Here is a 23,029-nt window from a genome sequence, read left to right on the forward strand (position 1 = left end):
ATGGATCCCTATTGTCTCAAGAAACTCAATGAAGAACGGCAAGCCCGCCGCGCGGCATTGCTGCTGACCGATCTTGGCGACGGGCGTGACCGCGTGATCAAGGAGGGCGACCCGGTTGCCGGTTTGCTCGGCGATGCGGTCAGGCAGGCGTTCCTGTCTGGAAAATCGGCAGTCGCCGAGATCGAGGGCCGGTCGTTCTTCCTGAACGTCCATGTGCCGCCACCCCGGCTTGTGGTGATTGGCGCCGTGCATATCAGCCAGGCTCTGGCTCCCATGGCAAAAATCGCGGGTTACGATATGGAAATCATCGATCCGCGTACGGCGTTTGCTACATCGGAGCGCTTCCCCGACGTCAAACTCTTTGCAGAATGGCCCCAGGATGTGCTCGAAACGCGCCCGTTCGATCCCTATACGGCGGTTGCTGTCGTCACGCACGATCCGAAAATCGACGATCAGGCGCTGGAGCGCGCTCTAAGGGCTGGATGCTTCTACGTTGGCGCACTGGGCAGCCGCAAGACCCACGCAAAGCGCGTCGAGCGGCTCAAGGCACTAGGGCTCAGCGAGGATCAGATAGCTCTGATCCATTCGCCGATAGGTCTTGATATCGGCGCGGCCAGTCCCGCGGAGATTGCGGTTGCAGTTATGGGTGAAATTATCAAGGCATTCCGTGCACGAGGGCTCCAAACCGCGCGGCATTTGGAAAAGACAGCATGATTTTTGGCGAAATCCCTCTCGAAGATGCGCTTGGCGCCATCCTTGCGCACTCGACCCATGCGGGCCTGCTGAAGCTGAAAAAGGGCCACGTGCTCACCGTAGACGATATTGGGCAATTGCGCGAAGCAGGAGTGACCCACGTCATTGCAGCACGCTTGCAAGATGCTGATCTCGAAGAAAATGAAGCGGCCAGGCGAATAACCCAAGCTTTGCAGTGGTTTGGCGTGCGGGCAGGGCCAGCATCAACGGGCCGTGTCAACTGCTACGCGGAGATAGCCGGGCTTTTCACGGTCGACGTGGACTTGATCAATGCCATTAATGCGGTCGATCCTTCGGTGACGATCGCAACGCTAAAAGCATTCGATCGGGTTGAGCAGCAGCAAATGGTTGCGACCATCAAGATCATCCCCTTTGCCGTCCCTGCGTCTGTAATTGGCAAGATTGCCGAATTGGCAACGAATCGCACAGCCTTCGGGGTGCGAGGTTTCGCCGGCTCGCGTATCGGGTTGATCCAGACGACGTTGCCGTCCGTCAAGGCAACTGTACTCGACAAGACCCGCCGTGTTATCGAAGCGCGGGTTGCGGCGAACCACGGATTTGTCATGTCCGAACTGCGCCCGCCCCATGCCAGCAAACCGCTGGCGGAAGCGATACGTGAACTGCAGAATGCAAATGACTTCGTTGTTGTCTTTGGCGCCTCCGCGGTGGTCGATCAGAATGATATCGTACCTGCGGCGATCAGGGAGGCGGGCGGAACAGTCAATCACATCGGCATGCCGGTCGATCCGGGAAACCTGTTGATCCTTGGCGAACTCGACGAAAAGCCGTTGATCGGCGCACCGGGTTGCGCACGTAGTCCGAAGGAAAACGGGTTTGATTGGGTGCTCGACCGGCTGATGGCCAATATTCCCGTGACCAAAACAGATATTGTCGGAATGGGCGTCGGAGGTCTGTTGATGGAAATTCCGACACGTCCGCAACCGCGCGATCCACGCCCGACGGCGGCGCGGCCCAATGTTGCAATCGCGTTGTTGGCCGCCGGTCAATCGACCCGCATGATGGGACCGAACAAACTGCTGGCAACCTTCGATAACGTGCCACTGATACGTCGTTCGGCGCAGACAGCGATCGAGGCAGGGGGACGTCCTGTCGTCGCCGTGCTCGGGCATATGGCAGAGCAGTGCAGTGCGGCACTGGACGGGCTCAACGTGGTGATCGCCCTCAACAAGGACTATGCCAGCGGGCTTGCTTCGTCATTGCAAACCGCGATCAGGAACATACCGTCGTCAGCTGATGGCGTGATGATGCTCCTGGCCGATATGCCCGCGCTGTCCACAGCCGATCTGCAGAATATGGTCAGGCGTTTTCAAAGTGCTGGCGGGCAATCCGTGGTGAGAGCGACTTTTGAAGGCAAGCGCGGCAATCCTGTTATCTTGCCGCGTATCATGTTCGATGAGGTATTCACGCTTGCCGGCGATGTCGGTGCGAGGCACCTGATCGAGCGCGGCGATGTTCCGGTGATCGACGTGGAACTCGGCGAGGCGGCTGCCCTTGACGTCGATACGCCCGATATGCTGCATCGCGCGGGTGGTACTATCACAGAGCCCATCCGATAGGAAATTTCGCTTGATCAGGTCTTTTATTCTCGGCGCGCTGGCTTTCGTCTGCCTTTCGGCCTCCGCGTCAGCATTGCAGCTTGAACCTTACAAGGACGATCTCTTTGCCTATCCCGGTGTTTTGAAGACTGGTGATGGCGGTGATTTTGTCGTCGTCGATTACAACGAAATGCGCGATATTAACGGCCGCGATCAGGTGCCGGAACGGCGTGTCAAACAGAACTACATCTCATTGCAGCCGAAACGTTCGCAAAAAGACCTTGTTGTCACCACGAACAACGGTCCGGTAAAAGTCATGGCAGTCGGTAAGCTCGCCGGCGCGTCTATCATCACCATTTATCTGCACGGCCAGGGCGGTAATCGCCAGCAGGGTATGAACGACTTTACGTTCGGCGGTAACTTCAATCGCCTGAAAAACCTGATGGACCGCAATGGAGGACTCTATATCACGCCGGAATTCAGTGACTTCGGGGACAAGGGCGAAAGCGAAGTTGCGGGTGTGGTAGATTATTTCAAGGCGCAATCGCCCCAAGCCAAGCTCTTTGTCGCCTGCGGATCGATGGGTGGAGCCTTGTGCTGGAGGCTCGCGCGGGATGCTCAAACATCCAGGAACATCTCGGGTCTGGTCATTCTCGGATCGCTGTGGGATGAACATTTCATCGGGTCTGCCCCGTTCAAGCGGCGTGTACCTGTCTTCTTCGGCCATGGCAGCCGCGATTCGGTTTTTGCTGTCGACAAGCAGGAAGCATTCTTCCAGAAGATACGGGTATCGGCACCGGGCTATCCCGTGCGGTTTCACCGGTTTGAGAGCGGCAACCATGGTACACCGATCCGTATGACTGACTGGCGCAGCGTGCTCAACTGGATGCTGTCAGTGTCTCCCTGAAGGCTGACGCGCCCTTGTGGCAATAAAGTCCCATTGTGGCAGTTGTGCCACTAGACAAATGGCGAAAAGCGAATAGTTTCCGGCCTATATCCAGTCCTGCGATGAGACTTTTCGGAGAGAACAATGCGCCTGCCTACCCATATTTTGAACCGGATTGCGCCTTTGGTAATCCTTATTCCACTGGCAGCATGTTCTACGACCGGCGCGCCCAGCATGATGCCGACCATACCGACGTTTGCACCCATACGACCGCCTGTGAACGCCGCTCTGGCTCAACCGTGCATTGCGGCAGCGTCTTCCAAATACTTCATGGGCGAAAGCAACATCAAAGCCGTTGATGCCGAACCAGTGGGTGGCGGGTTAAACCAGGTGCGCTTGAAGGTCGATATCCGTGACGCCATGTGCACGGTTACCGACAAGGGCAAAGTTCGTTCCGTTGTCGACACGATGCCGAAGAGTGCCGACCAGATCGCTGCAGAGGAAGCCGCGGCAAAAAAGGCTGCTGGTGAGCCGGCGCCGGTCAAGAAATCAAAGAAAAGCAGCTGATATTGCATCCAGCGGGATTGAACGGCGCGGTCAAAATCGCGCCGTTTTCATTTGGATAGCAGATCTGGTGGAACGAGCACCTGAAGTTCACCCGCGTGAATCGTGATCTTGACGTCCTTCGGCAGAGGGATCAACTCCCCATCGATGGTGGCTTTCGCGCCGCGTCTCAGATGCGGAAAGTGCAGTTCAACTTCCTTCGCGAGAATTTCGTCGACGTCGGGATTGCGGCGCCACGATCCGGTCAGAACGGTGAATGCCAGTTTCATCAGTGCGGCGGGCGTCAATCGGCCAGCAATGTACACGCCAAGCTCACCGCGATCGACTGCGTCCGGTACGGGCAACATGCCTTGGCCATAGGGGTTGTTTGAAATCGAGATAGCGGAAACGGTTCGCTCAGCGGGGGCTCCGTCGATGACCATGCGTACGATGAAGCGCGGGGGATTGCCCATGGCTTTGGCAAAGGCGCGTATGCTTGCGAGCCGTTTGCCCCAACGGGAGCGATACTCCAGCGTGTTGCGCAGCTTGATCATCCGCGGCTGGAAGCCGATCGAAAACTGATGCACAAAACTCTCTTCATTGGCAGTGGAGATGTCGACGGCCTGTATCGTACCACTCGCGAGGCTTTCCAGTGCTACATTTAGTTCCAACGGGATTTTCAACGCCCGTGCGAAAAGGTTCATTGTCCCGGCGGGAAGAACAGCCAGCGGCACCTTTGCCTTCCACGCCACATCAGCAGCGGCTGAGATAGTGCCATCGCCACCGCCGGCCATCAGCACGTGCTCGCCGGCCTCAGAGGCGACGCTCTTGAGCGCTTTCACAATATGTTTTCCTGCTACGATCTCGCTTTCGAACGTATGGCCATGCTTTTCAAAGATTTCCTTGGCTGTTTCAGCAAACAACTTCATGTCCATGGTGCGAAATGTACCGCCATCGCGGTTGAAAACAGCATGGACTTTCATGTCGGATCCTTGATTGAGTAGGCTTGGAGTTTGACCAGAAATGATCAATCGTCCCGACAGAAGCAATGCCTCAGGTCTTGTTTGGTTCCGGTTTCCCGGGGAGATGAGGGCTCGCAAAGCCCAGTTTTAGCAGCGAATCCTGTATTTCCGGCGCGCTCATGAAAAGTTTCCATAATAATCCGCTCCGGTGGTTTTCGATCATGGCGATGACTGGACCCTGGTCTATGGCAAGATAGGTTCTGGCGAACCATTTGCAGGCAGGCGAAAACGCATCAACGAAGCCGAAACGGCCGTTGATCTTGCCATGCGGGAGCGTCAGGAAATGGCGCAAGGCTCGCATGGATTGCTCAGGCAGATAAGGCAGGCTGCTGAGGGCTGCCGTAGGCGCAATGAGACCAAAATCCGAGCCGGGCGAACTAATCATATAGCCTTTGGGGCCATGACTCGATGACAGGCCCCAGCAATCCTGACCATAGCCGATATAACCATGGGGGTTGTAGACGCTATGCAGGTAGTTGATCTGCGCGTGGTTGCAATTCTGCAACCAGTAATCAGCATATTGGTCTGCAAGGCCACGGGGATCGAGACCGCAAAAGGAATAATGAGCAAAGAACAGAGGACCACCGAAGTCAGGACCCAAGGGTAGCGTCACGCCGTAATAATCGCGGCCATTGAGAAAGGCGCCGTTTGCCGCAAAGCCCTCGTGATAGATCTCGGGGTCGATACCATAGGCAGACGATGCGGCAGCCAGAACGTAAGTGATCAAAGCTTCGTTCCAGCCCCGGATCGGCACATTGCGCGCCCAGCCAAATTTTGGACTGTGATGCCAATAGAGAACCTTTTCGCCCGGTTTGATGTGGGAATTCCACTGGACCGATCGCCAGAGCCGATTGATCCGGCCACGAATGGCGATGTCTTCAGGGGCGTTGGAAGCAAAATACTGCCGGACACAGATCAGTCCTTGAATAAGCAGCGAGGTTTCCACCAGATCGCCGCCGTCATCCAGACGCGTGAAGGGCACGGTCGTACCGTCCCTCCCATTGATGAAATGGGGAAAGATGCCTTGATGGCGTGTTGCGCGTTCGAGCGCCGACAGCATCTTGTCAATGCGGACGACGGAATCATCGCGTGTAGTCCAGCCACGCTCAATGGCAACGAGTAGAGCCATGAAACCGAAGCCTGATCCGCCAATAGCTACAAGGTCATTGTTTGGATCAGAGGTTCGACCGGACCGGTCACGCGCAAGACCGCTTTGCGGATGAGCCCCCTCCCAGAAATAGCGGAAACTCGCCCGTTGCACCTGCTCCAGCAGGAAGTCATCGCTGTCGTCCGCATTCGGCGGATTTCGCAAATCAAGTCTCTGATGCATGGGAGGGTCAGAATTCCTTGTAGAGGGCGTTATGCCGCTGCATATGACGGGTTGCATCGGCCGTTTGTCTGATCTCTATAACACCTAGTATGTGTGATGCTGCCTGAGAAGACAGAGATAGAGGTTAACCAATAAATTAGAGGTGAAGGCGTGAAAATGCAGAAAGATCAATTTGTTTTCGACCCGCTTCCGCAAGCGTCTTTGCGGGTGATCGGCTCGGACAAACTTTTTCCGGTTCATCGGATCTATTGTGTCGGGCGTAACTATGCCGATCATGCCATTGAAATGGGGCATGATCCTGACCGCGAGCCGCCGTTTTTCTTCCAGAAGAATCCGGACTGCCTTGTCACTGAGGGTCGCGATTTCCCCTATCCATCCGCGACAAGGGATGTGCATTTCGAAATGGAAATGGTTGTCGCACTTGGAAAGGGTGGCTCTGACATTGCTGTTGAAAATGCGCTCGATCACGTATTTGGCTATGCAGTCGGTCTCGATATGACCCGCCGCGATCTGCAAGGCGAAGCAAAGAAGCTTGGACGTCCATGGGAAGTCGGAAAGGCGTTCGAAGCTTCTGCGCCCTGTTCGGCTATCGTGCCTGCTACAAGCATCGGCCATCCAGCCCAAGGTGCCGTCTGGTTGAAAGTCAACGGAGCGGAACGACAGCGCGGCGACCTCGATCAATTGATCTGGAAGGTGCCGGATGTAGATGCCCCCGAAAGATCGGACAGTTTCACGGGTTGATTTGGTCAGCGATGAACTCTCGGGGTGAACGATATCCGAGAGCTTTGTGCGGGTGAAGAGCATTGTAGTGCTCGAACCACAAAGGCAAGGATTTAATGACGGTTTTTGCGTCTGGCGCTGGATTAACGTCGGCGTAGTCGCGCTTGAAGGTTTTGACGAGGGCTTCGGCCATGCCGTTCGATTCCGGGCTTCTGACCGGAGTGGTTCGTGCTTCCATGCCAATGTCCTTGAGCAGGGATTTGGTGTCTTTGGCAATGAAACAGGAGCCATTGTCCGTCAGCCATTCAATGGAGTGCGGCAATGTATTGACCTGGCCGAAGCGGCTTTCGACAGCAAGGATGGCGAGGTCCTGCACGTCTTCGCTCTTGATCCCTTCTGTGGTTGCGACATGGCCGATCACTTCCCGATCGCAGCAATCGAGAGCGAAGGCGACACGGACTTTTTCGCCATTGTCGCATCCGATCTCGAAGCCGTCGGAACACCACCGCAGATTGGATTGGTCAACGCTGACACGGCCGTCATGCTTGCGGCTTTCGTGATTGCCGGTATGGCGCTGAAGCAAGAGGCCATGAACCTTCATCACCCGGTGAACCCGCTTGTGATTGGGCCATGAACGGTTTTCCGCCTTGGCATTTCGGCGCAAAACTGCATGAACACGGCGATAGCCGTATGTCGGCATGGCACTAATAATGGCTTTGATCTCTTCGACCAAATCAGCATCGGGTTGTGGCGGACGGCCGCGCCGCATGGCCGGTCTGCCGGATGAGCGTTCGGCAATATTAGAGCGGGAAACATTCAAGATATCGCAGATGGGGTTCATCGGGTGCCGTCCTTCGGCCACGACAAGGACCGCAATGTCTGTTTTTTTGAATCCGTGGCGACCTCAAGGGCATCCTTGAGGATTTCCGTTTCCATGGTTTTCTTGCCTAGAAGCCGCTGAAGTTCACGGACCTGGTTCTGAAGGGCGCGGTATTGCGAAGCTGGCACAACTTCTTCTTCCGATCCCGTTGCCATCAAGGCACCCTGAGCTGCCAGCTTGCGCCAGCCAAACAGCTGATTGGGCGCAACACCCCGGCGACGGGCAACGAGACTGACCGTAGCGCCAGGCTCGTAGGTTTCCTGAACCATTTCCAGCTTCTCGGCTGTCGTCCAACGACGGCGCCGTTCCGGTCCGTTCAAAATCTCAATATGGGGCATGCGACTGGTCATATTCCTAACAATACTCCTACCACTTAATTAAGTGTGAGGGACTGTCCGGATAATTCGGGGGCTATTTCACCGGAGACGATCGCCTATCTCTCGACCCTGTTTAAACTGCAACCCGGTGATCTCGTCTATACGGGTACTCCAGCGGGTGTAGGGCCTGTCGTGCGGGGTGATGAAATGATGGGCCGCGTGGATGGAATTAGCGAAATACGGGTGCGTGTTGTTTGACGCCGATGCTTCGTCAACGAATGAAATAGTTGCTACTGTCAATTTGCAGAACAGGCAAAATAAATTTGATCGCATTATTTTCAGTAAACGACACAATGTTTCCGACGAATAATTGCGGTTTAGGCGAGAAATCGAGGTTTCGGTAGGAATTTTCCGTTGTTGCGTTTAATTGCGGGGATAGTGTTTCGGCTTAGTATAAACTGGTCAACATTCCGTGAAGAACCTGAGTGTTGTCTTTGAAAATAAATGGTCTATTGAGGAGTCTCTTTAGTCATAATTCCGTCATCCAGAGCAACCCTTCATGAACCACCGCATTCTTTTTGGCTCCTATCCAATTCCGCGTTTCGCCGGGATTGCCAGCCATAATTTTGTCGTCTGGACCGATGAAACGGACAGGCCGCTCTATGAAATCAATGGCGGTGCGGCCAATGCGGACGGCAGTTTCAACTATTGCGCGATCCGCGGGCCGCTGACCGCTGTTGTCACTGATTATGCGAAACGCGATCTCGTCTACTGTCCTGAATTCTATGTGCGTCCTACGTCGCGCACGACGTTGCTGATGGAAGGCAATTTTGCATCCATTGCAGCGCGCTGGCGTGCAGCTGTCGATGTTGCCGAGCGAATTCGGCTTTCAAAACTGCGTTATTCCTTTCTCATCCAGAACAGCAATTCCGTGGCAACGGCTATTGCAGAAGGCATGGGCCTGAAACCACCATCGGCAGCCGTTGGGCGAGTCAAAGCGCCAGGAAGCCATCGCCATCTGGTGTTGGATCCGGCTTAAGTCGAAGTTGCCATAGCGCCAATATTCAAGTAACAGGTCCGAAGTATTTCAACCGGCGTTGATCCGGACGTAGTCTAGTTTTGCCTGTGTTCTCGGCGCAATCCCGCCATTATTGCAGGGCCAATGACGCCGTCCCAATTTCATGGTGAAATCGGCATTGTTTTAATCCGTTTCTGGCTTCGGAACACATCATGACGTCTATTCCTGGCAACGAAAAGCAAATACGGAGGATTGAAGCTCGCGCGCAGTCAAGACTGCCGTGGGGCAAGAAAACAAAATCGGCGTTGTTCGCTTTTTTCGGAATTGCCGTTGCGGTGATCGGCTTGCTGGTTCTGGATCACCTTTCGAGCGGCATTTCGTTCCACGATGTCAAACAATCCATCCATGCCATACCAGGCAGTGTTCTGTTGACCGCGCTTTTCTTTACATTCGTGAGTTTCGCGGCCGTTGCGCTCTATGACGTCGTCGCGGTTGAAACGATTGCACCGGGGCGGGTGCCCTATCACATATCCGCCATGGCGGGTGGTGCGGGATATGCAATCTCCAATGCGCTCGGGTTTTCGCTGCTTACCGGCGGTGCGCTTCGCTACCGAGTCTACGCTGCCGAGGGCATCGATATCGCCGATATCGGCAGGATTATCGGCACCTCCTGGATGGCGATCTGGTTTGCCTTCACCATCCTGATTGCGGTCGCCCTTGTCATCGATCCATCGCGGATTCCATGGATCTTGTCGTTCGGACCGGTTGTCGATCAGATGATCGGCCTATTGGTCCTCCTTGCTGTTGCGGTACTGTTGTACTGGCTTTCGCGGCGCGAGCGCACGCTCAATATTGGCCGGCTATCTGTTCGCCTGCCTTCGTCGCAGGGCGCGCTCATGCAAATCCTGGCGGGCCTGGTCGATGTGGCCGCTGCTGCTGCAACGCTCTATGTTCTGCTTCCCACAGGCTCTGTGAACAGTATTCCAGCGTTTGCTCTTGTCTATGTGGTAGCGGTTGCTCTCGGTATTATAAGCCATGCACCGGGCGGCATCGGTGCGTTTGAAGCGACCATTGTTGCGGGTCTGGGTCTGGGGCAAAATCCGGACGCTATAGCGGCGCTTGTCGCATATCGCGTCATCTACACCCTCATACCGTTTCTGTTGGCAATAGCCGGTTTCGTCGTTTCCGAATTCCTGCGCCGCCGCCATCTGATCGCCGGCCCAACCATTTCAGCTGTGAGAATGTTCGAGCCGCTCATCCCGCCGCTTTCGGCTGGTATTGCCTTCCTTGGCGGCATCGTCCTGCTGATTTCAGCGGTCATTCCCGATCTTCACCACCGCCTGGAAATGCTTGCTGACATATTGCCGATGCCGTTTCTGGAAATGTCTCATCTTGGCGCGAGTTTCGTTGGATTGGCCTTGCTGATCGTTGCGCGCGGCTTGGCACGGCGTCTCTGGCGAGCTTGGTTCCTGGCGCTGGTCCTCTTCAGCCTCGGGTCAATCTTCGCGCTGACAAAGGCCCTGGCTTGGGAAGAAGCTCTCATACTGGCTCTGATGGCCGGTACGCTTCTGCTGTTTCGCGATTCATTCTATCGCAAACCGCTAGGGGAGCATTTCAGCTTGTCCTGGGGCTGGTTGGCCAGTGTCGGCACAACGGCGTTTGCTATTCTCTGGCTCGGTCTTTTTGCCTATCGGCATGTGGAATACGCGAATGAACTCTGGTGGGAATTTGCCTGGGATGCCCAGGCATCGCGTTTTCTGCGTGTCTCGGTTCTCGTCCTGACGTTTCTCGCCGCGATAACGATCAATACAATCATCAATGGTGTTGGCCGCGGTAAACTGCGTGCGCAGCCTATTCCAGAACAGGTACCTGATTTCGTTGCTGCGTCCCCAAGAGCTTCCGATGCGCTTGCGCTGCTTGGCGACAAGCGCTTCCTGATGGACCCCAAAGGAAAAGGCTTTGTCATGTATGCCCGTTCGGGCGGAAGTCTGGTTTCGATGGGTGAGCCGGTAGGCAGCGATGACGCGGTGGCAGACCTCGCCTGGGCGTTTCGAGGGCTGGCCGATCGTACCGGTACGAGAACGGTATTCTATGGCGTAGGTCCGGAAAGACTGCCTCTGTTCCTCGACATGGGGTTAACGGCGCTGAAGCTTGGCGAAGTCGCACGGGTGGACCTCAGCGATTTCTCGCTGGAGGGCTCCAAGCGCCAACCACTGCGCTATGCGGCCCGTCGTCTGGAAAAGGAGGGGATCAGTTTCGAGATCATGTCGAGAGACCAGACGCCGGACATCATGGATGAGCTTCGCACTGTATCCGACGCCTGGCTCGAAATGAAATCCGGTTCCGAAAAGCGTTTTTCGCTTGGTTCATTTGAAAATGCGTATCTTTCCCACTTCGATATCGCAGTCCTGCGCAAGGAAGGCACGATCGTGGCCTTCGCCAACGTCTGGCGCGGGGCGGATAATCAGGAAATTGCCGTCGATCTGATGCGGCATGTACCCGATGCATCCAGTGTCATCATGGATGGTCTGTTCGCCAATCTCCTGATGGCTGCGAAGGGTGAAGGCTACCGCTGGTTCAATCTTGGCGCTGCGCCGCTGTCAGGCCTTTCCGATAGCCATCTGGCCTCTCGATGGAACCGTATCGGCTCGTTTATCTATCGTCGCGGCGCGGAATTTTATCGATTTGACGGATTGCGCGCTTTCAAGGATAAGTTCGGCCCGAAATGGACACCCTACTATCTGATTTGCCCCCCGGGTCTCGCGACACCTCGTTCGCTGATCGATGCGACGAACCTGGTGAGCGGCAGCCCCTTCGAGGTCTTTAAACGATGAAATTTCTACGCAGGCCCTACCTTCTCGCCATTCTTGCACTTCTTGTTGTCAGCATCGCTCTTTCCGCCACGCTTCACTTTCTCCCGCGGTTTGGTTTCGGGCCATTGGGCAAGCGAATCCTGATTTCTTCCGAGCGCCTGAATGACGTGCCGCTGTTGCAGCCAGCCGGCAAGCCGACGGGCATTGCCATCCTCGTGTCGCAAAAGGGCGGTCTCGGTGCTGATGATGAAGCTTTGACAAAGCTATTGCTGGACCGCGATTTTCTTGTGCTGACGGTTGATCTGGAAAAATGGCGCAAGGAACTCGATCAGGATACGGGGGATTGCACTTATTTCGTTTCCGATCTTGAAGGTGTGGCAAAGGAAGCTCAGCGTCAGATTGCTGTCGACACCTATATGCATCCAGTGGTTATTGGTATTGGCGAGGGTGGTGTCATGGCTTACGCGTCGATGTCCGATGCTCCGGCCGCCACGCTTGCCGGTGCGGTAGCGGTTGATCCATCGGTGGCGCTGAAGACCAAATTGCCTTCATGCGAAGGTGCAGATTATGAAGCCGTTCCGGGCGAGGGGTTCAGCTATTCCTATGACGCTGATCTGCCTAATCCGGCGACCATTGTTCGGGAAAAACCCGACGCTGATCCCAAAGGTCCTCCAAGCGCCGGGTTCTTCCTGGCGCAGGAAAAAATTGGCGCGACCAAGGCTGAGCGTTTTGTAATGGCGGCTGACGCAGCAGTCGATATCGCCAAGGAAGACGCTTCGGCGGAGGCTTTGCCGATCATTGACATTCCCGCAGGCAATGGACCGGCGAAATATGTGGCTGTATTTTTCTCCGGCGACGGCGGCTGGCGTGATATCGACAAATCCGTTGGTGATATCATCGCGAAAAAGAGTGTTCACGTGGTCGGCGTAGATTCGCTCCGTTATTTCTGGTCGCTGCGCAAACCGGAAGACATTGCAAAGGACATTACAAGGATTGTCGCCAAGGCCGATCCCACGGGCAAATTGCCAGTGGTATTGCTCGGCTATTCCTTCGGCGCCAATACCATACCGTTTTCCTGGCCTTTCTTGCCGAAGCCGTTGCAAGACCGTGTCTCCCTTGTCGGCTTGATCGGCACGGAGGAAACCACGCCATTTCAGGTTTCTGTCGGCGCGTGGCTCGGATTGGGCGGCGACAATGAAGTAGCGCCCGCAGTCGCGAAGCTGCCGCTGGACAAGGTCCTATGCGTCTATGGTTCGGAAGAGGACGATACAGCCTGTACAGCTCCGTCTCTGGCTGCGGTCCAGAAGATTCAACTGGAAGGCGATCATCACTACGACGAGAAGTATGAGATGCTTGCTGGCAAACTGATGGAAGCGGTTGCAGCGCGACAGCCGAAGTAACAATTTATGTCGCAGCCTGCGCTTCTATCCGTGGGCTGCGACCGCTACATTTCGCTCAATCCGCTGAAAACTAGACCTGTCACGCTTTCCTTTGCCGAAGCCTTGATGGCGGCGATTGATGCGCTGACACGGTTTAGGTCCACCTGCATATGACCTTCCGCGATTTCCAGCACTGCAACACTGCAGCGCATCAACGGAAATAGACGTTCGCCGCCTGTCCGGTCATGGGCGAGGATAACACCAGCCGCGCGATCTTCCGGGCTGTAGAGTTCGCGGACATTGGCGCTGAAATCCCGTAACAGTTGCGTCAGTATTGGTTCCAGCTCACCGCGTGTTCCTCCTGTTATGCCAACGAAAAAGTCATCGCCACCAACGTGGCCGAGGAATTTATCCTCTCCGACGAAATGATGCCTGAGCAAAGAGGCAAAAAGGGCAATAGCGAGGTCGCCCTTCTGAAAGCCATAATGATCATTGAATGGCTTGAAATTGTCGAAGTCGAAATAGCAGAAATACCGTGTGTCAGAGCCGTCACGCATGACATCCTGAACATAGTCGCGAATGGATCTGTTACCCGGAAGGCTGGTCAGCGGATTCTGATCCTGAGCGGTCTTGAGCAACTTCTCATTGATGATTTTCAGAAGCGACGAGGCTGAGAGAACGCCGGCATAACGAAGGTTTTCTGTCAGGATCACGCAATCGCTGCCATTCATGCCAGCGAAAATTTTCAGCATCTGCTCAGCAGGCGTATTGATATCTGCAATGGGAGAATCGGTGACGAAATGCGCGATGCCGCGCTGGTAGATGCGGTTCTTCAGCAGGTCACGACCGAACGGGTGATAAATTCTGCCCTTGACATGATGCTCATGCAGTACGCCGCGTGGCTCGTCATTAGCGCCGAGGATCGGGAAAAAGCTCTGTTGCGGGTTCTTGCGAAAAAGCTCGAAGACCTTGTCGAGATCATCATTTTCCCGCACGGCAGGCAGGCGTTGTACCTGCGCCCTGATCAGGATGCTGTCCAACGTTGTTGTCTGCCTACGCAACGACCCTGCCTGTTCGAGATGAGGATACGAATCCTGCAATTCGCCAAAATGCGTGGTAGGGCGTGCGATGAAATATCCTTGTACGAGATCGCAGCCAAGTTCCCGGCAGATTACAAATTCTGCTTCGGTTTCAACCCCTTCAGCGATGACCCTGGCGCCAAGCATATGCGCGGTCTGAACGATCTGTTTGACGATGTGCCGTTTGCGCGGTGTGGCATCCAGCTTCGACACGAAGTGGCGATCGATTTTGACATAGTCCGTTGCATAGTCGCAGAGCAGCTTAAGGCCGTTGAAGCCGACACCAAAATCATCGATGGCCAGTTTGAAACCGGAATGCCGGAGCTTTTTGATGAGTTCGAAGAATGCCGGATCCTGCGCGTTGTCGAAGCGTTCAGACAATTCGAAGCAGATTGAGGAGGGGCGTATCCCCGCCTTGGTCAGGTGATTGGTGAGGCGTTCCACGGTATCGCTGCCGAGGCCAATGAGCCTTGCATCCATATTGATAAAGAGCATTCGCTGGTTATAGCCGGGCAGTCCGCCAAACCCGGCAAAGGCGCGACTGTTGACCATTTGCTCGAGCTCCAGCAATTGACCGACGTCGTGAGCTTTGTCCAGAAGTTCCAAAGGCGATTGGAAGCCCAGGCGGTCATAGCCACGCATCAACGATTCATAGCCAAATGTCGCGCCGCTTGCGGCTTCAACAACGGGCTGAAAGGCGGTTTCGATGGCCAGTTTAGCGAGTGTAACGAGCTGATCATCGCCGAAACGACGCAAAACCAACATTTCGGCTGGGCGGAAACTCATGGGAAAACTCCGGGGAAGAGGTAATCATTTAGATGTATATTTTCCCCTGACCCTTCAATTTTCCGTTTCCCCAATGTGACAGTTTTATGAAGTTACAGGCCGCCCGGCAGTCGGCGCAACCGAGACGGCGATGCGTATGCTTATTTCGCCATGCTCAACGCAGATGCTCGATGATACTTGTTGCCCAGAACCAGCAGTTCTTCGAAGTGGTTCATGTCGTTGAAGCTGCAAAAGGCAGGCGGTTGAATCTCGATGATCGGTGCCGCTTGTTCGAGATGGGAGAGACAATCATCGAACAATTCCTGCCATGCGGGCAGGCGGTCATCGGCCAACCAATCGATGGGATAGGCAAAGGTAATATGAAAGACGTACGTATCATGATCGGGGTGACGATATCCGAATGGCACAGCTAGAGTGTCGCGCCATGCCTTGATGACTGCCTCGTCCCCTAGGGTTGCTCCCTTGACCGTCAGGCCCACGGGCGTGACATCGATAACTTTGATGTTGAATGAGCCACAGCCTTCAAATTCTTCCAGACGGTTCAGATAGAGACGAGTCATCGCATCGATGCTGGTGCCGAGCGGAACATCTTCGGGCCAGTACGGCAACGCACGGCGATATTCGATGATGCCTTGAAACAGGGTCATGTGCAGACTGGATACAGGTGTGAACGTTAATTTGCTGGCATCGGGCATCGATAGCATCCGATCCCTCACCCCGAGCACAGCGCGTTCCGAAGTAGAACCCCTCACCAGATGACAGACAACGGTATTGCCCGGTTCCGGCAGGAAGGTCCCGTTCGCGTTATAGCGCGTTCCCAAATGTCTGGGCACGTCGGAATTGCCGTTGGCTGCATATCGGGCGAGGGATGATGGTTTAATAGATTGGGACATGCAAACTCCTAGCATGTGGTGCACTTTGAGGGGAATCAGAAGATTGGGAACCGGTGCGAATCGCATGGTAGTCGCAATGTGTCAGATGTATTTGTCGGCGATATGAACGCAATCGGACGCCGCGAAAATCACTGGTGTATGCCATTCGCGACTATCCTCTTAGTGCGATAATATAAGTTGACACTTTTCCTCATAAATGGTTATCGGGGAGCGATTGTAGCTGTTCAAGCCGCATGCCCATAAAACGGAGGTCGCCATGAAATTTTCTCTATCATCCCTGGCTGGAGTTGTGGCTTTCGCCGCCGGTCTTGCGGGCTCGACAATGCTGGCAACGGCACAGAGCGAGTCGGAAGGCATTGTTGTCTACAACGCACAACATGAGAGCCTGACCCAAGCTTGGGCTGATGGTTTCACCAAGGAGACCGGCATCAAGGTGACCCTCCGCAATGGCGGTGACATGGAATTCGCAAACCAGCTTGTCCAGGAAGGTGCTGCCTCGCCTGCGGACGTATATCTGACCGAAAATTCACCGGGGATGGCACTTGTCGACAGAGCAAACCTGTTCGAGCCTCTGAATGCCGATACGCTTGCCCAGGTGCCTGACAATTATCGCCCGGCAAACGGTCATTGGGTTGGCGTTGCCGCCCGCTCAACTGTGTTTGTCTATGATAAGACCAAGCTGACCGAGGACAAGCTGCCAAAGTCGATGCTGGATCTCGCCAATGCGAGCTGGAAAGGCCGTTGGGCCGCATCGCCGTCTGGTGCCGATTTCCAGGCAATAGTCGGTGCGCTTCTACAGCTCAAGGGCGAAGAGGCGACAGCTGCCTGGCTTAAGGCGATGAAGGAAAATTTTACTGCCTACAAGGGCAACAGCACAGCTATGAAGGCCGTCAACGCTGGTCAAATCGAAGGCGCAGTTATCTACCACTACTACTACTTTGGTGATCAGGCTAAGACCGGTGAAAACAGCAAGAACGTTGCCACGCACTATTTCAAGAATGAGGATCCGGGTGCATTTGTCAGCGTCTCTGGCGGTGGCATCTTAGCGTCCAGCAAGCACAAGGATCAGGCACAGGCGTTTCTGAAGTGGATTACCGGTAAGGGCGGTCAAGAAGTTCTGCGTGATGGTACATCTTTCGAGTATGCGGTAGGCGAGGGTGCGGAATCGAATCCGAAGCTCGTACCGCTTGCTGACCTGCAGGCCCCTAGAGTCGAGCCGTCGAAGCTCGATAGCAAAAAGGTCATCGATCTCATGACCGCTGCTGGTTTGCTCTAGCCGTAACGCACCGGCCGAGCTAACAGTTCGCCAGCAACATCCCCGACGTGTCCGTCGGGGATGTTGTTCAATTCCAGGCAGCTCCAGTGCAGTCTTTGAGTGAACTGCAGCTGCAACAATGAAAGCAATTTACGTTGCCGCCAAGCCAGTCAGTTTACCAGCCAGGCGAACTTCTCCAAGCTTCCCACACGCTCATCCGGCGCCGTGGGATATCGCATGCGCCTGTGGTTGTGGCAGCTGCGATTGTTTCGCTTTTCTCGTTGCTGCCCGTCGGGTTTGTCATCTGGATAGGTATCCAGACCGGTTGGGAAACCACCTCCGCCTTGATTTTCCGCCCCCGAGTTGGTGAACTTCTAATCAATACCGTTCTATTACTAGCAGTCACCATTCCGATCTCGATCGTGCTTGCAGTCACGCTTGCATGGTTGACGGAGCGCACGGATCTCCGTGGCGCGCGCATCTGGGCCTGGCTCGCTGTGGCGCCGCTTGCGGTGCCGGCCTTTGTTCACAGCTATGCGTGGGTAAGCTTCGCGCCGAGCCTGCATGGGCTTTTCGGCGGCGTTCTGGTGTCTGTTTTGGCGTACTTTCCATTTTTGTACCTGCCAGTCTCCGCGCAGATTCGTCGCCTTGATCCGGCAATTGAGGACGCGGCTGCTTCGCTCGGCAATGGTCCTTGGCGGGTCTTCTTTTTCACCGTACTCCCGCAGTTGCGTCTCGCCATTTGCGGGGGCTCGTTGCTCATCGGGCTACATCTCCTCGCCGAATATGGCCTCTATGTCATGATACGGTTCGACACGTTCACGACGGCGATCGTTGACCAGTTCCAATCGGCCTTTAATGGCCCTGCCGCCAATATGCTTGGTGGCGTGTTGGTTGTCTGCTGCTTCGGACTTTTGGGCCTTGAGGCACTTTTGCGAGGCAATGAACGTTATGCGCGGGTTGGCTCCGGTGCTGCACGTAATCCGGTCAAGCAAAGATTAGACTGGCTGGCGATTCCGGGCTTTCTGATTTGCCTGCTCACGGCTGGGCTGTCTCTCGGTGTTCCGTTTGTCACCCTCGGCCGTTGGCTTGTCATCGGCGGAACCAGCGTCTGGCGCCTGGATTTGATCGGCATGGCTTTCGGCCAAACTGTAATCTTTGCTGTCGCGGGAGCTCTGTTGACCACCATAATCACAGTGCCAATGGCTTGGCTTTCGGTCCGCGCGCCGGGCCGTTTTCAACGGATCATGGAGGCGTGCCACTACTATGTAGGATCGTTGCCAGGCGTCGTGGTCGCACTGGCGCTGGTGACAATCACGGTGCGTGTGGCTCTTCCCTTCTATCAGACAGTATTGACGTTGCTGCTTGCCTATGCCCTGCTGTTTCTTCCCAGATCGCTCGTTGGTTTGCGTGCAAGTATCGCGCAAGTGCCTGTAGAGCTTGAGCAGGCTGCCATGGCTCTTGGGCGGTCACCCGTGCAAGCCGTGACGCAAATTACCATGCGGCTTGCTGCGCCCGGCGTTGCAGTCAGTATGGCGCTGGTGGGGCTCGGGATAACCAACGAATTGACCGCGACACTGATGCTGGCGCCAAACGGCACCCGGACGCTTGCCATGCAATTCTGGTCGCTGACCAGCGAGATCGACTATGTGGGCGCGGCACCATACGCGCTCATGATGGTGCTCTTGTCACTGCCCATGACACTTCTGCTTTATGCACAATCGAAAAGAATGGGCGGGCGATGACCTTTCTAACTGTCACGGGCGTCAGCAAGCGCTACGGAAAAGTTGTCGGCCTCGACAATGTCAGTATCGATGTTCCGGCAGGGAGCCGCACCGCTATCGTCGGATCCTCTGGGTCGGGAAAGACTACGCTGCTGCGTTTGATTGCTGGATTCGAAATACCCGATGCCGGTCGTGTCGTGTTGGACGGAACTGTTCTGGCGAACGGACCTGCCGTTGTACCTGCACATCGTCGCAGTATCGGTATCGTCGCGCAGCACGGTGCTTTGTTTCCGCATTTGACTGTCAGCGACAACATCGGGTTTGGACTCGAACGAAATACTCCGCAACGCGACCAGCGCATTCTGGCCCTGATGGATTTGGTCGAACTCACGCGAACGATGCTGGATAGACGTCCGCACCAACTGTCCGGCGGTCAGCAACAGCGTGTCGCGCTTGCTCGCGCGCTTGCGAGACAGCCGAAACTGATGCTTTTCGATGAGCCGTTTTCCGCCCTCGATGCAGGTCTCCGCGAAGGTATCAGGACATCGGTGGCCGAGGTGCTGCGCACTCAGAAGATCACTGCCATATTGGTCACCCATGATCAGGCCGAAGCTCTTTCGTTTGCCGATCAGGTCGCGATTTTGCGGGAAGGCAAGCTTCTACAAGTCGGTGCGCCGCAGGATCTTTATTTGAACCCACGCGATCCATACACTGCCGCCTTTTTGGGGGATGCCATTATCTTGGGTGCCGAACTGAACGATGGTTGGGCTGTTTGCGCACTCGGCCGCATCGAAGCCAGTTCACTGCGTGCAGGTCCCGCCAAGATCATGCTAAGGCCGGAACAGGTGGTTCTTTCTCCAGTCTCTTCTGACGCCAACGATGATGCAGGTAGCGTTTACGGGGATATCACCCGAATTGAGTTCGGTGGTGCATCGTGTTCTATCGCCATTTCGCTAACTGATCGTAGTCACGACGTACTGAATACGCCTTCGTTGGTGATTAGGACGACAAGTATGAATTTGCCGCCGGTAGGGAGTCGTGTTCAGATAGTCCTGCTTGGTAAGGCACATGTCTTCGAGTAAACTTAGGTGCGAGGTCGTGATCTATGGGCAATATATTCAGCTGGTTGAATGAACCGGCGACCTTCAGCGGCAATGCTGACGGATTGAGCCTCACCACCAGGGAAAAAACCGATTTCTGGCAGCGGACGTTTTACGGTTTCGAGCGTGACAATGGCCATGCCTACCTGACGCCGGTCAGTGGTGATTTCACGGCCAGCGTCACGGTTTGCGGTGACTATCAACAACTCTACGACCAAGCAGGGCTTATGCTGCGCATCGACCAATGCAATTGGATTAAAACTGGCATCGAATATACGGACGGGCTGATGCATTTCAGCGTCGTTGTTACCAATAGCACGTCGGATTGGTCAGTTATCCCGCTCCACGGTTCGAGTAAAGATGACGAGGTATCGGTGCGGCTGACGCGTCACGGGGATGCGGTACGGGTGCAGTTTTCGATCAATGGTGCAGCATGGCAACTCGCCCGTTTAGCGCCATTCTCAACCGCCGACGCTTCAGTAGGAATCATGGCCTGCTCGCCGGAAAGAGGCGGCTTCGAAGCCGTGTTTCGAGAATTCAGCGTTGGCCCTGCTATTGCGCGTAGTCTTCACGACTAGCGTCCGAACAGTTCCGGCCGTTTTTCGCGTAGATGCAAGAGCATTTTACCCATCTGGGCGATATGGGCCTCCATCGTTTTTGCAGCCCGGTCGGGATCTTTATCGGCGATGGCCGAGATAATCGCTTCGTGCTCTGCCAAAGTTTCGATCATCCGGGTTTCGTAGTGGAGCAGAAGGCGTCTCACACGATCGATCTGGCTTCTTTCTTTTGATGCGATTTCACGCAGGCCCACCAGTCCTGCCGCATCGCAAATCAGATCGTGCAGGGCTTCGTCGAGTTCATAGAACTGTTCGAAATCCTGCTTGTCAGCGGCTTTGCGCTGTCGTTCCAGATTCTGCCGAAAACGAGCGATGGTTTCAGGGCTGGCACGTTCAGCGGTGCGGCGAATTGCGGCCGTCTCAAGCGCCACGCGGACAAATTGCGCCGTTTCGATTTTGTCGAGCCATAGCCGCGCAACGAAGGTCCCTGTTTGCGGGTAAATCTCAACCAAGCCTTCATCCGCGAGCCGGTTTATTGCATCGCTCACCGGGGTACGGGAAACGCCCAACTGCGCAGCCACAAGTTCCTTGCGGATGGTTTCGCCCGGTGACAATTGCGAAGAAATGATCGCTTGCCTCAGTATAGTGTAAACTTGGTCTTTGCGCGTGACCGAGACAACTTTTTGCTCCTTGAAGTTTTTGCTCGGAGAACGAAGCTGCAAGTTCAAAACTCCCCATTGTGGTTGCGCAAAATGCTGGTGAAACGCTCGAAACTAAACTATTTGACTCTGATCCAATAACATCTAACATGTTACACGCTAACTTGAAAGAATGTTTTGGGAGGAGCATTTTGGATAGTCAGTCCCCAATCGTCTCGTTGCGCGGGATCAGCAAATCCTTTGCTCACGTAGTAGCGCTACGAAGCATCGATCTCGATATACACACTGGCGAAATCCATGCCGTCATGGGTGAGAACGGCGCAGGCAAATCAACACTCGTCAAGGTTTTGAGCGGCGTTCATCGCCGAAGTGGCGGACAAATGACTGTTCGTGGACGCGAGGTCGATTTTGCGACGCCCAAAGAAGCGGAACGCAACGGCATCGCAATTATCCATCAGGAGCTCAATCTCATTCCGAGCCTCAGTGTTTCAGAGAATATTTTTCTGGGACGGGAACCTCTAAAAGCCGGATTGTTTATCGACTACGCGGAAATCGAAGCCCGAAGTGCAGAAATTCTCGCAAGGTTCGGCATCGATATTGACCCGCGTGCGGACGTAGAAAACCTGCGTGTTGGCGAGCAGCAACTGGTGGAGATTGCGCGAGCGCTTTCCCTCGATGCGGATGTGCTCGTACTTGATGAGCCTACATCTGCTTTGTCGGAAGCCGAGGCCCAGCGCCTCGCGAGCTTCGTCCGCGGGTTGGCGCGTCAAGGCGTGGCAATCGTGTACATCTCGCATCGCATGAGCGAGGTTTTTGCTCTGGCCGACAAGATCACTGTGCTGCGCGATGGTAATTTTATTGCAACGCGGCGGTCTGGTGATATCAGCGAGCGTGATGTGATCCGGATGATGGTGGGACGTGAGCTAAAAAAGCAGGAAGCAAATGCATCCGTTTCGAGCAATCCGATCGTCTTATCCGTCAGAAATCTCGGTCTGCAGAGACCGAACTCGCGCGGCCGGATTCATAGTGTGGTCGATGACGTGAGTTTCGACCTTCATGCGGGTGAAATACTCGGCATCGGGGGGCTGCTCGGCTCGGGCCGGACCGAAGTGCTGGAACTCATATTCGGTGCAGCGATCGGCAAGCGCTCGGGTTCGGTTCAACGCGCCGGAGTCAGTTCCCATGCTCAATCGCTGACACCGCGTGGATCGGTCTCCAGAGGTCTCGCATTTCTCACTGAAGATCGCAAGGGCACGGGGCTTTTGATGCATGCAGATATTCGATCGAACGCTGTTCTGCCTTCGCTGCATGGATTGCGCCGCGCGGCTGGGTGACGCGATTTCAGGAGAATGCCGTTGCCAACCGGATGATCAGGGCGATGCGCGTTCGCTGCCAGGGTCCCGATCAGCAGATCGATGAACTGAGTGGCGGAAATCAGCAAAAGATCGTTCTTGGCAAATGGCTCGAAACGAAGCCAAGCGTCGTGCTGCTCGATGAACCGACGCGAGGGATCGATGTCGGTGCGAAAGACGAGATCTATGACCTTCTGAGAAAGCTTGCCCAATCAGGGGTGGCGATCGTGATGGTCAGTTCGGAGTTGCCCGAACTTCTCGCACTTTCGAACCGCATACTTGTGATGTGTGAGGGAAGGGCGACGGGAATCATCGAAAGCCATGAGTTTTCGGAAGAACGGGTAATGGAGCTTGCGACACCCCTGGGAAATGCGCTCAAGGGAGAGGCTGCATGACGAATATAAGCG

The 23,029-nt window shown here is 55.1% G+C and carries 17 protein-coding genes and 3 pseudogenes; 14 read left to right on the top strand and 6 right to left on the bottom strand.

Features of this window, described 5'->3' with window-relative positions:
- From ACSQ3H_RS12645 to ACSQ3H_RS12660, 4 genes are all read left to right on the top strand, one after another.
- Nucleotides 1–714, top strand: coding sequence for an XdhC family protein (locus tag ACSQ3H_RS12645; RefSeq protein ID WP_436117392.1), 714 nt, complete (start codon nt 1–3; stop codon nt 712–714).
- Complete coding sequence (locus ACSQ3H_RS12650; protein WP_436117393.1) at nt 711–2,330, top strand: NTP transferase domain-containing protein; 1,620 nt, start codon at nt 711–713, stop codon at nt 2,328–2,330. The genes ACSQ3H_RS12645 and ACSQ3H_RS12650 overlap by 4 nt, the downstream gene beginning before the upstream one ends.
- A gap of 10 nt (nt 2,331–2,340) precedes the next feature.
- On the top strand, nt 2,341–3,216 hold the full coding sequence (locus ACSQ3H_RS12655) for an alpha/beta hydrolase (protein WP_436117394.1): 876 nt from the start codon (nt 2,341–2,343) through the stop codon (nt 3,214–3,216).
- Between the two features lie 123 nt (nt 3,217–3,339).
- Nucleotides 3,340–3,762, top strand: a complete 423-nt coding sequence (locus ACSQ3H_RS12660) for a hypothetical protein (RefSeq protein WP_436117395.1) — start codon at nt 3,340–3,342, stop codon at nt 3,760–3,762.
- A 47-nt stretch (nt 3,763–3,809) separates the two neighbouring features.
- Here ACSQ3H_RS12660 and ACSQ3H_RS12665 read toward each other — a convergent pair whose 3' ends face one another.
- Both ACSQ3H_RS12665 and ACSQ3H_RS12670 read right to left on the bottom strand, forming a co-directional pair.
- A complete protein-coding gene (locus ACSQ3H_RS12665; protein WP_436117396.1) occupies nt 3,810–4,721 on the bottom strand; it encodes a diacylglycerol/lipid kinase family protein in 912 nt (303 codons plus the stop codon).
- A gap of 70 nt (nt 4,722–4,791) precedes the next feature.
- A complete protein-coding gene (locus ACSQ3H_RS12670) occupies nt 4,792–6,090 on the bottom strand; it encodes a glucoamylase family protein (RefSeq protein WP_436117397.1) in 1,299 nt (432 codons plus the stop codon).
- Between the two features lie 156 nt (nt 6,091–6,246).
- Between ACSQ3H_RS12670 and ACSQ3H_RS12675 the strand changes: the two are divergent.
- Nucleotides 6,247–6,792, top strand: a pseudogene (locus ACSQ3H_RS12675) (fumarylacetoacetate hydrolase family protein); the annotation flags it as partial.
- A gap of 28 nt (nt 6,793–6,820) precedes the next feature.
- On the opposite strand, the gene ACSQ3H_RS12680 reads toward ACSQ3H_RS12675, so the two are convergent.
- Nucleotides 6,821–8,040 (bottom strand): IS3 family transposase gene (locus ACSQ3H_RS12680; protein ID WP_436115654.1). Its coding sequence is split into 2 segments (ribosomal slippage): nt 6,821–7,701 and nt 7,701–8,040, totalling 1,221 coding nucleotides; the frame shifts between segments, so codons are not numbered across the junction.
- 69 nt (nt 8,041–8,109) lie between these two features.
- Here ACSQ3H_RS12680 and ACSQ3H_RS12685 point away from each other — a divergent pair.
- The 4 genes and pseudogenes from ACSQ3H_RS12685 to ACSQ3H_RS12700 all read left to right on the top strand — a co-directional run.
- Nucleotides 8,110–8,265, top strand: a pseudogene (locus ACSQ3H_RS12685) (fumarylacetoacetate hydrolase family protein); the annotation flags it as partial.
- A gap of 301 nt (nt 8,266–8,566) precedes the next feature.
- Entirely contained in the window at nt 8,567–9,046 is a 480-nt protein-coding gene (locus ACSQ3H_RS12690) for a hypothetical protein (RefSeq protein WP_436117398.1), read from the top strand.
- A 191-nt stretch (nt 9,047–9,237) separates the two neighbouring features.
- The gene (gene mprF / locus ACSQ3H_RS12695; RefSeq protein ID WP_436117399.1) at nt 9,238–11,859 is read left to right on the top strand and encodes a bifunctional lysylphosphatidylglycerol flippase/synthetase MprF; all 2,622 of its coding nucleotides are present in this window, start codon (nt 9,238–9,240) and stop codon (nt 11,857–11,859) included.
- Complete coding sequence (locus tag ACSQ3H_RS12700; RefSeq protein ID WP_436117400.1) at nt 11,856–13,238, top strand: virulence factor family protein; 1,383 nt, start codon at nt 11,856–11,858, stop codon at nt 13,236–13,238. The genes mprF and ACSQ3H_RS12700 overlap by 4 nt, the downstream gene beginning before the upstream one ends.
- Nucleotides 13,239–13,282: 44 nt before the next feature.
- Here the strand turns inward: ACSQ3H_RS12700 and ACSQ3H_RS12705 are convergent, their stop codons facing one another.
- Both ACSQ3H_RS12705 and ACSQ3H_RS12710 read right to left on the bottom strand, forming a co-directional pair.
- On the bottom strand, nt 13,283–15,082 hold the full coding sequence (locus ACSQ3H_RS12705) for a GGDEF domain-containing protein (protein ID WP_436117401.1): 1,800 nt from the start codon (nt 15,080–15,082) through the stop codon (nt 13,283–13,285).
- Between the two features lie 140 nt (nt 15,083–15,222).
- Nucleotides 15,223–15,975, bottom strand: a complete 753-nt coding sequence (locus tag ACSQ3H_RS12710) for a DUF1868 domain-containing protein (protein ID WP_436119434.1) — start codon at nt 15,973–15,975, stop codon at nt 15,223–15,225.
- Nucleotides 15,976–16,231: 256 nt separating this feature from the next.
- Here ACSQ3H_RS12710 and ACSQ3H_RS12715 point away from each other — a divergent pair, with 256 nt between their 5' ends.
- The 4 genes from ACSQ3H_RS12715 (at nt 16,232) to ACSQ3H_RS12730 (ending at nt 20,632) form a co-directional block, all read left to right on the top strand.
- The gene (locus ACSQ3H_RS12715) at nt 16,232–17,251 is read left to right on the top strand and encodes an iron ABC transporter substrate-binding protein (RefSeq protein WP_436117402.1); all 1,020 of its coding nucleotides are present in this window, start codon (nt 16,232–16,234) and stop codon (nt 17,249–17,251) included.
- Between the two features lie 194 nt (nt 17,252–17,445).
- Nucleotides 17,446–18,975: an ABC transporter permease gene (locus ACSQ3H_RS12720; RefSeq protein WP_436119435.1), complete on the top strand. Its 1,530-nt coding sequence runs from the start codon at nt 17,446–17,448 to the stop codon at nt 18,973–18,975.
- On the top strand, nt 18,972–20,036 hold the full coding sequence (locus ACSQ3H_RS12725; protein ID WP_436117403.1) for an ABC transporter ATP-binding protein: 1,065 nt from the start codon (nt 18,972–18,974) through the stop codon (nt 20,034–20,036). The genes ACSQ3H_RS12720 and ACSQ3H_RS12725 overlap by 4 nt, the downstream gene beginning before the upstream one ends.
- 23 nt (nt 20,037–20,059) lie before the next feature.
- Nucleotides 20,060–20,632 carry a DUF1349 domain-containing protein gene (locus ACSQ3H_RS12730; RefSeq protein WP_436117404.1) on the top strand — a complete coding sequence of 191 codons (573 nt, stop codon included), beginning with the start codon at nt 20,060–20,062 and terminating at the stop codon, nt 20,630–20,632.
- On the opposite strand, the gene ACSQ3H_RS12735 is transcribed toward ACSQ3H_RS12730, so the two are convergent.
- Entirely contained in the window at nt 20,629–21,333 is a 705-nt protein-coding gene (locus ACSQ3H_RS12735; RefSeq protein WP_436117405.1) for a GntR family transcriptional regulator, read from the bottom strand. The genes ACSQ3H_RS12730 and ACSQ3H_RS12735 overlap by 4 nt on opposite strands.
- An 86-nt stretch (nt 21,334–21,419) precedes the next feature.
- On the opposite strand from ACSQ3H_RS12735, the pseudogene ACSQ3H_RS12740 reads away from it, so the two are divergent.
- Nucleotides 21,420–23,017 (top strand): annotated as a pseudogene (locus ACSQ3H_RS12740) (sugar ABC transporter ATP-binding protein).
- Nucleotides 23,018–23,029 lie beyond the last annotated feature (12 nt).

Source organism: Phyllobacterium sp. LjRoot231 (assembly GCF_964253365.1).
Classification (GTDB): domain Bacteria; phylum Pseudomonadota; class Alphaproteobacteria; order Rhizobiales; family Rhizobiaceae; genus Phyllobacterium.